The 10,440-nt window shown below is 37.6% G+C and carries 6 protein-coding genes, 4 tRNA genes and 2 pseudogenes; 1 reads left to right on the top strand and 11 read right to left on the bottom strand.

Going from position 1 to position 10,440, the window contains the following annotated elements; translation table 11 throughout:
- The 10 genes and pseudogenes from ACGH6R_RS10990 to ACGH6R_RS11035 all read right to left on the bottom strand — a co-directional run.
- Window positions 1-77: pseudogene (locus tag ACGH6R_RS10990) on the bottom strand (elongation factor Tu); the annotation flags it as partial.
- A gap of 183 nt (window positions 78-260) precedes the next feature.
- Window positions 261-336: transfer RNA gene (locus ACGH6R_RS10995), tRNA-Thr, on the bottom strand.
- A 3-nt stretch (window positions 337-339) separates the two neighbouring features.
- A tRNA-Gly gene (locus ACGH6R_RS11000) sits at window positions 340-414 on the bottom strand.
- A gap of 56 nt (window positions 415-470) precedes the next feature.
- Window positions 471-555 (bottom strand) — tRNA-Tyr (locus tag ACGH6R_RS11005).
- A gap of 33 nt (window positions 556-588) precedes the next feature.
- Window positions 589-664: transfer RNA gene (locus ACGH6R_RS11010), tRNA-Thr, on the bottom strand.
- 153 nt (window positions 665-817) lie between these two features.
- The gene (adhE, locus tag ACGH6R_RS11015; protein ID WP_267351223.1) at window positions 818-3,517 is read right to left on the bottom strand and encodes a bifunctional acetaldehyde-CoA/alcohol dehydrogenase; all 2,700 of its coding nucleotides are present in this window, start codon (window positions 3,515-3,517) and stop codon (window positions 818-820) included.
- A 296-nt stretch (window positions 3,518-3,813) separates the two neighbouring features.
- Complete coding sequence (tcdA, locus tag ACGH6R_RS11020; protein WP_411599821.1) at window positions 3,814-4,617, bottom strand: tRNA cyclic N6-threonylcarbamoyladenosine(37) synthase TcdA; 804 nt, start codon at window positions 4,615-4,617, stop codon at window positions 3,814-3,816.
- Between the two features lie 111 nt (window positions 4,618-4,728).
- Window positions 4,729-5,304 carry a hypothetical protein gene (locus ACGH6R_RS11025; protein ID WP_411599823.1) on the bottom strand — a complete coding sequence of 192 codons (576 nt, stop codon included), beginning with the start codon at window positions 5,302-5,304 and terminating at the stop codon, window positions 4,729-4,731.
- Between the two features lie 222 nt (window positions 5,305-5,526).
- On the bottom strand, window positions 5,527-6,882 hold the full coding sequence (locus ACGH6R_RS11030; RefSeq protein WP_294829562.1) for a PFL family protein: 1,356 nt from the start codon (window positions 6,880-6,882) through the stop codon (window positions 5,527-5,529).
- 36 nt (window positions 6,883-6,918) lie between these two features.
- Window positions 6,919-7,188: an ACT domain-containing protein gene (locus ACGH6R_RS11035; protein ID WP_065558707.1), complete on the bottom strand. Its 270-nt coding sequence runs from the start codon at window positions 7,186-7,188 to the stop codon at window positions 6,919-6,921.
- Between the two features lie 144 nt (window positions 7,189-7,332).
- On the opposite strand from ACGH6R_RS11035, the gene ACGH6R_RS11040 reads away from it, so the two are divergent.
- On the top strand, window positions 7,333-8,547 hold the full coding sequence (locus ACGH6R_RS11040) for a pyridoxal phosphate-dependent aminotransferase (RefSeq protein WP_411597301.1): 1,215 nt from the start codon (window positions 7,333-7,335) through the stop codon (window positions 8,545-8,547).
- Between the two features lie 351 nt (window positions 8,548-8,898).
- Here the strand turns inward: ACGH6R_RS11040 and ACGH6R_RS11045 are convergent.
- Window positions 8,899-10,440: pseudogene (locus tag ACGH6R_RS11045) on the bottom strand (hypothetical protein); the annotation flags it as partial.

Below are 10,440 nucleotides of genomic sequence, written 5' to 3' on the forward strand. Positions count from 1 at the left end.
GTTTTACCATGGTCAACGTGGCCGATTGTACCAACGTTAACGTGGGGTTTTGTACGTTCAAATTTTTCTTTAGACATTTATTGTCCCTCAAATGTAATACAAATCGGTGGTGAATCACCACATTAACCAAGTATTATATTTTATATCAACATAATACTAACTTAAAATTAGCTCTGAATGATAACAGATAAAGCCGTCCAGTGACAAGCTTTTAAGCAGTCAAATTCGATATTTTTAGAAGTTTAGGAAAGTAACAAGAATGGTGCTGATAGGCAGATTTGAACTGCCGACCTCACCCTTACCAAGGGTGCGCTCTACCAACTGAGCTATATCAGCAATTGGAGCGGGCAGCGGGAATCGAACCCGCATCATCAGCTTGGAAGGCTGAGGTAATAGCCATTATACGATGCCCGCATGTTCAAACTCGGCTACCTAAATGCTTCAATTAGCTATTGCTAATATTAGATATATGGTGGTGGGGGAAGGATTCGAACCTTCGAAGTGTGACACGGCAGATTTACAGTCTGCTCCCTTTGGCCGCTCGGGAACCCCACCCCGAATCTTTTTAAATTTGTCTACTTAGGAAAATGGTGCCGGCTGCCGGAATCGAACTGGCGACCTACTGATTACAAGTCAGTTGCTCTACCTACTGAGCTAAGCCGGCCTAAGTGCTGCGCATTATGGACTAGAACATTTAAGCTTGCAAGCAAAAAAAACAAATTTTATTTTGTTTGCTTAAAAAAAAATCAAAAACATAAAAAAACCCCGAAATATAGACAATTTCAGGGTTTTATTTAATCAAAAATAATTTTTTAGATTATTTCTTTTTTACCGCTTTTTTCTTAGTAGTAGAAGCTACACCTTTAGCCGCTGTATGCACAGCAACATCTTCACTGATATCACCGTTATCTTGATATGGACGACCATAATAGGTATCAAGCAAGATTTGTTTTAGTTCAGCAATTAAAGGATAACGAGGATTTGCGCCAGTACATTGGTCATCAAATGCATCTACAGCAAGTTGGTCAACTTGTGCTAAGAACGTTTTTTCATCCACACCAAACTCTTTTATAGAGAATGGTATTTCAAGATCTTTTCTAAGTTGATCTAACCAACCAATTAATTTCTCAACTTTCTTCTCATCTTTATCCGCAGCAGCCGTTAAACCTAAATGATCAGCAATTTCAGCGTATCGACGAATGGCTTGAGGATAACCATATTGACTAAATGTACCTTGTTTAGTTGGCTTATCTGTTGCATTAAAACGGACAACATTGCTGATGAGCATTGCATTAGCCACACCATGTGGGATATGGAAAGCTGCACCAATTTTATGCGCCATTGAGTGACAAATACCTAAAAATGCTTGAGCAAAAGCAACACCTGCTAATGTCGCTGCACTGTGTACTTTTTCTCGAGCGATAGGATTTTTAGCCCCTTCTTTATAGCTTGCCGGTAAATAGGACTTAAGCATACTTAAAGCTTGTAATGCTTGACCGTCAGAAAACTCTGTTGCCATTACTGACACATAAGCTTCTAAAGCATGAGTTACCGCATCGTAACCACCAGCAGCACAAAGTGAACGTGGCATATTCATCACTAAGTTAGCATCTACAATTGCCATATGAGGCGTAACAGCATAATCGGCTAACGGATATTTTTGTCCGGTTGCATCATCCGTCACAACTGCGAATGGCGTCACTTCAGAACCGGTTCCTGATGTTGTGGTAACACAGATCAATTTTGCTTTTTTGCCCATATTCGGGAAATGACAAGCACGTTTACGAATATCCATAAAACGTAATGCTAATTCATCGAATTTAGTTTCTGGGTGTTCATAAAGAACCCACATGATTTTTGCAGCATCCATTGGTGAACCACCGCCTAAAGCAATAACAGTATCAGGCTGGAATGCTCTCATTGATTCAGTCCCTTTACGAACAACACTTAAGGTTGGATCAGCTTCAACATCAAAGAATGTTTCACAAAGAACACCTTGTGACTCTAATTGATCGGTGATTTGTTTTGAATAACCATTGTTAAATAGGAATTTATCGGTGACTAAAAAAACTCGTTTTGCGCCTTGCTCAACGACTTCATTTAAAGCAATAGGAAGTGAGCCACGTTTAAAATAGATAGAACTTGGTAATTTGTGCCATAACATGTTTTCTGCTCTCTTAGCGATTGTTTTCTTGTTAAGTAAGTGTTTCGGTCCAACATTTTCAGATACCGAGTTACCTCCCCAAGAACCACAACCTAATGTTAGTGACGGCGCTAAATCAAAATTATATAAATCGCCAATACCACCATGCGCAGCAGGTTGGTTAATCAAAATACGGCAAGTTTTCATTTTTTTGCCAAAATAATCGATACGTTCACGATTGCTATCTTGATCGGTGTAAAGAACAGAAGTATGACCCATACCACCCATTTCAACTAATTTTTCAGCCTTTTCTACTGCTTCAGTAAAATCTTTAGCTTTAAACATAGCTAACGTCGGTGAAAGTTTTTCATGCGCAAACGGTTCAGATAGATCAACTTTGCTCACTTCACCTACCAGTACTTTTGAACCTGCTGGTACTTTAAAACCTGCTAATTCAGCAATTTTGGTCGCTGGTTGACCAACGATATTAGCATTTAAAGCACCCTTGTCATTTAAAATGATACCTTGAACGGCTTTAGTCTCTTTAGCATTTAAAACGTATGCACCGTATTGTGTTAACAAGCGACGTACTTCGTCATAAACAGAATCAACCACGACGATAGCCTGTTCAGAGGCACAAATCATACCATTATCAAACGTTTTAGACATCAGAACGGAAGCCACTGCTCGTTTTAAATCGGCTGTTTCGTCAATGATGACAGGCGTATTACCTGCGCCAACACCTAATGCTGGTTTACCTGAACTATAAGCTGCTTTCACCATACCTGGGCCACCGGTTGCTAAAATTGCAGCGACATCATCATGATGCATTAAAGCATTTGATAATTCGATAGAGGGCTCATCAATCCAACCAATAATATCTTTTGGTGCACCAGCTTTGATTGCTGCATTTAGAACAATTCTGGCTGCTTCAATAGTTGATTTTTTTGCTCTAGGATGAGGAGAGAAGACGATTGCGTTACGGGTTTTAAGACTGATAAGGGATTTGAAAATAGCGGTGGAAGTTGGATTGGTCGTTGGTACTATTCCACATATGATCCCTAAAGGTTCAGCTAGCGTAATAGTTCCAAAGGGTTCATTTTCTGCCACTACGCCACAAGTTTTGTCATGACGATATTTGTTTAGAATATATTCTGCAGCAAATAAGTTTTTAATCACTTTATCTTCTACAATCCCCATACCCGATTCAGCAACAGCTTGTTGGGCTAGTGGAATTCTCGCAGCTGCAGCAGCTTTTGCAGCCTCCGTGAAAATTTTATCCACTTGTTCTTGAGTATAAGTTGAATAAGTTTCCTGTGCTTTTTTTACACGGGCCATTAATTCATTTAACTCATTCATATTAGTTACTGCCATAGATTACTCCTTGAAATTAAAAAATAAATCTGAATCGTTTGGCGTCTTCCTTGAATCTTTTTAATGCCTATGCATAATAACAAAACGAAATTGCCGTTATCGTAAATCAGTTTTTTACTTTATACAATAAGATCTTGCAGAAAAATAAATGTTATGGAAATGGGTAAGTGAGATTCATCCTAGTAGATAGGAAAAAATTAATATTTGAGATTTTTTGATAAAAAAAACTATTTTTACACAAGTAAAATAGCTTTTTTTAAATATGCAAAATTTTTTTTAAGAAAGAGAAAGTTCACTTAAATTTTTGATAATTTGTCCAGTACATAACTAACAGCAACAAATCCAAAACTTGCCGTAACAGTCGTCACTGCGCCAAAACCTGATTCACAATCCATTTTTTTAGTGCCATGCGCTTCACTTTTCGTAAAACAGATTTGTCCATTCTCCGCCGGATATTTCAGTTGTTCTGTTGAGTAAACACAAGGTATCGAATATTTACCTTTACTATCTTTATTGAGTTTATAATCGTTCTTTAATCTTTCTCGTAATTTAGCTGCCAAAGGGTCTTGAATGGTTTTAGCCAAATCAGCAATTTTAATCTGTGTTGGATCTTTTTGCCCACCTGCGCCACCAATAGTAATGACTTTCAATTTTTGCCGTCTGCAATAATTAAGCACGGCCGCTTTATCACGCACACTATCAATAGCATCAATGATATAATCATAACGAGGCAAGTTTTGAGCTCCTAAATAATCTGAAACATTATCAATATTTATAAAGTCATCAATTTGATTAACAATACATTCAGGATTAATTTGTAATATTCGCTCAGCCATGACAGCGGTTTTAGCTTTACCTATATTTGAGGTTAAAGCATGAATCTGGCGATTGGTATTAGTCACACAGACATCATCCATATCAATCAAAGTAATTTGCCCGATACCACTGCGAGCAAGGGATTCAGCAACCCAAGAACCAACACCGCCAATCCCTATTACACAAACGTGCGCACGAGCAAAACACGACAATGCGGATTGACCATACAACCGAGCAATGCCACTAAAACGTTGAAAATAACTGTCAGAAAATGTGTTATGCATAATTACCACTGATTTATCGAAATGTTAAAATACTAGCAGTGCATAACGATTAACGCAACTAACGCTACTATTCTTGTCATTGAGGTTATCGGTATTAGACTCATAAATTAACTATTTACGTCCTAATTTTAATATCTCTTGTGCCATTTGTTTAGTATGGGTTTGCATATATTTTACTAAATGGTCATTTTTTTTATTAAGTAAAATGAGATAAAAACGATTACGAGCCAAATGCGTTGATTCATCATAAGTACTGACGATTAAATAACCTATACCATTTTTTTCATCCGTTCCTACGGCATAAGAAACGTTACCTTCTTGAGTGACTTTCGGATCAGACGAACGCATTGCGATTTGCAATTTAAAGAGTTTTTGAGCATCTTGAGCATTGGCAACGATATCATCCATAATGATGAAATAATCTTCATAATAGGTTGCTGATTTAGGATCTTGCATGTACATAATTGCACGCTTATCATTAGGATTACCTGAACCACTATCGCGACTTTGATTATATATATAATAGGTTTTATTGTGGAAATCTAATTTTTTTGGTAAATCATAAGCGGGTAATTTTTGATTAATTACCGTTAACATCGGACCATAGTTGACAGGTTGATAATTACTTTCTAAAGTCCCACAACCTAACAATAATATTGAGATAAAACTGACTATAACTTTTTTCATTTTTGTTTCCTTTTATTTTTTATCAATTAATTTTAGATAAGTAAGAAAAATGAGACTAATTAATTCATTACCAAATAGTATCCGTGTGATTGCTCATTATAGGGATAACCGTAAAATGAAGGACAAAAAATCACATTTTGGATTATCAGGTAGAAATCAATAGACAGAAAGTCATGTGATACCTTGTCTTTTTTGATATACAAGGCATCACAAAATAATCGCTTAGTTTTTGAAGGAGTGAATCGGAGCAGGAATACGTCCACCACGATTAATAAAATCAAATGAACTATATTTATTTACTGGCATCACAGGCGCATGACCCAATAACCCACCAAATTCAATATTATCACCCACTGTTAAACCAACCGCAGGAATGATGCGAACGGCAGTGGTCTTATGATTGATGACGCCGATTGCTGCTTCATCTGCAATAATAGCAGATATTGTTTCAGCTGGTGTATCACCCGGAATAGCAATCATATCAAGCCCGACCGAACAAACACAGGTCATTGCTTCTAATTTTTCTAAATTGAGTGCCCCCTTATTTACCGCATCAATCATCCCAGCATCTTCTGACACAGGAATAAATGCCCCACTTAAACCACCTACATGACCACATGCCATGACCCCACCTTTTTTGACAGCATCATTAAGCATCGCCAACGCAGCCGTTGTACCATGGGTTCCAACCACTTCCAGTCCCATTTCTTCTAAAATATGGGCAACTGAATCACCTATTGCAGGCGTTGGCGCTAAAGATAAATCAACAATACCAAATTTAACGCCTAAACGCTCCGAAGCCTCTTTACCAACAAGTTGTCCCATACGCGTAATTTTAAAAGCCGTTTTTTTGATTGTTTCTGCAACCACATCAAAAGGTTGACCTTTTACTTTTTCGAGTGCTCGCTTAACCACCCCTGGTCCACTGACACCCACATTAATGACACAATCTGCTTCGCCTACACCATGAAAAGCCCCAGCCATAAACGGATTGTCCTCAACAGCATTAGCAAACACAACTAATTTTGCACAAGCCATACTGCTATTATTCGCCGTTAATGCGGCCGCCTCTTTAATAATATGCCCCATCTGTTTTACGGCATCCATGTTGATACCGGTTTGTGTAGAACCTACATTAACCGATGAACAAACACGTTCTGTTTGGGCAAGCGCTTGTGGGATGGATTTAATCAAAATTTCATCACCTTTATGGTAACCTTTCTGCACTAACGCCGAAAATCCACCAATAAAGTTCACCCCCACCGCTTTAGCAGCTTGATCAAGTGTTTTTGCGAACGCGACATAATCACTATCATTACTTGCTCCTGCAATTAAGGATATTGGTGTAACAGAGATACGTTTATTAATAATTGGAATACCAAATTCAGACGTAATTTGATCACCAACTTTTACTAAATTTTTGGCTAATTTAGTAATTTTGTCATAGATTTTTTGACGGGCTTTTTCACCATCGCTATCAATACAATCAAGCAAAGAAATACCCATGGTTATTGTGCGAATATCAAGCTTTTCTTCCTCAATCATTTTAATCGTTTCGAGGATCTGTTTGGTTTCCATTAGTACTATCCTTCAGTAAAAATTATTGAATAAAATTTAAAGACGATGCATTGCATCAAATATCTCTTCGCGTTGAATATTTACTTTAACTTTAAGATTTTCGCCTGTTTGCGTTAAAGTATTTTTAACATCATCAAATGAAACATCGATTTTGGATAAATCGAGTAACATAATCATCGTGAAATATTCACCCATGATAGTTTGAGATACATCTAAAATATTAATATTCAATTCATATAATTTTTGACTTATACCAGCAATAATTCCGGTCTGGTCTTTTCCTATGACAGTTAAAATGGTTTTCATCACATACTCCGCACAAATTTTGGACAATCAAAAGATATTTACTTGGTTGATTATAATAACATCTTCAAAAATTATCGAAATAGGAGTAGATTGTTTTTTTGTTAAAAATAAAAAAACACTAAAATAATTAAAAAGGGCAACATTATGAAAAATTTCCAAAAATCAAATAAATTGGATCATGTCTGTTACGACATCCGTGGACCAATTCTTGAGCACGCAAAGCGTCTTGAAGAAGAAGGTCAAACTATACTTAAACTCAATATTGGAAATCCTGCCCCTTTTGGTTTTGCCGCACCTGATGAATTATTAGTTGATGTCATCCGTAATTTGCCTTCTTCACAAGGATATTCCGATTCAAAAGGACTTTACTCTGCACGTAAAGCTATTATGCAACACTATCAAGCCAGAGGAATAACCAGTTTAGATGTCGAAGACATTTTTATCGGCAATGGTGTTTCTGAACTTATCGTACAATCGATGCAAGCATTGCTCAATAGCGGTGATGAAATCTTAGTTCCTATGCCAGATTATCCATTATGGACAGCTGCAATTAGTTTATCTGGTGGTAGTGCTGTTCATTACCTTTGCGATGAAGATGCTAATTGGTCACCCGATTTAGAGGATATTAAACGAAAGATCACCCCTAAAACCAAAGGAATTGTGATCATTAATCCTAATAATCCAACCGGTGCCGTTTATAGTAAACAGCTTCTACTTGATATTGCCGAAATTGCGCGTCAAAACAACCTTATTATTTTTGCTGACGAAATTTACGACAAAATTTTATATGATGATGCTGTTCATCATTCAATAGCCGCTTTAGCGCCCGATCTATTTGTCGTAACCATGAGCGGACTATCTAAAACTTATCGTGTTGCAGGTTTTAGGCAAGGATGGATGGCACTTTGTGGTCCTAAACAACATGTAAAAGGATATATTGAGGGACTAAATATGTTGGCGTCAATGCGATTATGCGCCAATGTCCCATTGCAACATGCCATTCAAGGTGCACTTGGCGGTTATCAAAGTATTAATGAATTTATTGTTCCTGGTGGTCGTTTATATGATCAATGTATGCTTGCATGGCGTATGTTAAATGATATCCCAGGGGTAAGTTGTACTAAACCACAAGGCGCATTGTACTTATTTCCTAAACTTGATCAGCAAAAATTTAATATTCACAATGATCAGAAATTGGTTTTAGATTTTCTATTGCAAGAAAAAGTTCTTTTAGTACAAGGCAGTGGTTTCAACTGGCATAAACCCGATCATGTCAGAATTGTTGCACTTCCACATACAGGTGAATTACAAGACGCTATCGAACGTTTTGCCAAATTTTTATCAAATTATCAACAATAAAACGAATCAACTCCCAATTTTAGTTGGGAGTTTTCTATCTGCAATGCTTCGTAAAATTTTTTGATTTCATTCAACGAAGATAATAAACACTTTCAGTGTTATGCTTAAATTCATCAATACTGCTTTATTTATGCTAACTAATTAATATGACAATGTTAATTTATTAACCGGTATTCAATTTTAATTATATTTCTACAACTCTACTCATTTTCAGTGCTCTAACACTAAAATCTATTTATATAAAATAATAATTTAGGATGCTTAATATAAAAAACCCCCGATAAACGGGGGAAAGAGCTGAAAGGATAGGAATAAACAGACCTACTTGTCTATCTTTATGTTTAATGGGAATTACTGATTTACCTCCGTAACACCAAAATCAACTTTACTTGGTAACCCCGGTGATACTCTTACCACTTTTGGATTACGTCCGTTTACTTTGTATTCCTTCGGTAAGCTTCGTGGGTCTAGTTTGATAACGAAGTTTGCACCTCGTTCCCAACGGCCTCCCGATACACCAACTATATGGTAACGTCCATGCGTATCGGTTGTGATAATTTCGCCACGGGTGGTCACTAATTTCACGCCGCCCAGACCATCTTCATCTTCATCCTGTATGCCATTACCGTTTCGGTCGATAAACACTTTTCCGAAGATTAACGCATTGTCAAACAGTGGATCGGCTGTCACCGTTACCGTCGCTTCCGCTATATTCGACGACACTTTACCCGTCAAGGCGTTTAGTGCCATCGCCGTATTGGTATACTCGCCTTGGGTAACGCCCGAGCCCACAACTAACATATAGCTGATCACCACTTCACTGTTAGCCGTTAAATCCAGAGAATCATACATCACCGCTTTAGTGCCTTTGGGATCCGCCACTTTTTTGCCATTTAAACGCGATGAACCTTTCACGAACTTAAATCCTGACGGTAAAATATCTTTTACTTTAATGCGTGATTTGTGTGACGAATTGTTAATCACCTTGATGGTATAAGGGACAATATCACCCACCACGACATTATCCTTCAGTGCCGTTTTTATTACGGTTACATCCGCATTATGTACTCGATAACCCAATATAATATCGTTACTTGTTGCACTAAAGGTGATACTGCCATCATTTAACTTAATCGGCACTGTTTGCATACCACCTGTGCCATTATAAACAATCGATGCTGGCGGTGTAGCAATATCAATTAAGTCATGTTTGACCACTTTACCATTACTATCAGTATATTGTTCAAAATATGGCACTTTTTCATATAATGGATTGCTATTATCTGAGCCAACCACGCCGTCGTGATATTCACCAAACAGTAAACGGATACTATATTTTGAATCATCAACCACATTCGGATCTATCACCAGATTACGGAATATAAATTTACCATCACTGCGTGTCATAAACGACAGTGGTTTACCATCTTTGTTCATCATATGTTTCTGATTATTGTTTAACAGATAAACCTCTGCACCCGATAATCCGGTTAATTCTGACAGACTGACAAGACCTTTACCTTCACGATCTTCTACCAGTTTACCCTCAATAATACCACCATGGATATAACCAAAGTCCTGATCGGTTAGGTTACCCGTGATATCAATGATTGCCTGATTGACTGTCTTCGGTAAGGTTAAGTAACCTTTGCTGTCATGATGCGCATCATCCGGGTCAAAGCTTGCTCGTAACGTGCTCGGTACCCCTTCCACTTCAATTTGCCATTTGCCCGGGATCATGCCGCCTAGTTCATAAACTGTCTCACCGGCTGCAATTGTTTGTGTTATCTGTAATGCCGGATTGTTGATATTACTGAATTTCACCGTCAAGTCCGCATTAACACTGCTGTCCGTGGAGGCGTTGTACACTCCGTTATCATCACTGTCTAAGTA

The organism is Gilliamella sp. CG13 (assembly GCF_046635805.1).
GTDB lineage: Bacteria > Pseudomonadota > Gammaproteobacteria > Enterobacterales > Orbaceae > Gilliamella > Gilliamella apicola_I.

Coding starts and splice junctions, on each gene's coding strand:
- adhE (WP_267351223.1), bottom strand. CDS start 3,517: ATGGCAGTAACTAATATGAATGAGTTAAATGAATTAATGGCCCGTGTA.
- tcdA (WP_411599821.1), bottom strand. CDS start 4,617: ATGCATAACACATTTTCTGACAGTTATTTTCAACGTTTTAGTGGCATT.
- ACGH6R_RS11025 (WP_411599823.1), bottom strand. CDS start 5,304: ATGAAAAAAGTTATAGTCAGTTTTATCTCAATATTATTGTTAGGTTGT.
- ACGH6R_RS11030 (WP_294829562.1), bottom strand. CDS start 6,882: ATGGAAACCAAACAGATCCTCGAAACGATTAAAATGATTGAGGAAGAA.
- ACGH6R_RS11035 (WP_065558707.1), bottom strand. CDS start 7,188: ATGAAAACCATTTTAACTGTCATAGGAAAAGACCAGACCGGAATTATT.
- ACGH6R_RS11040 (WP_411597301.1), top strand. CDS start 7,333: ATGAAAAATTTCCAAAAATCAAATAAATTGGATCATGTCTGTTACGAC.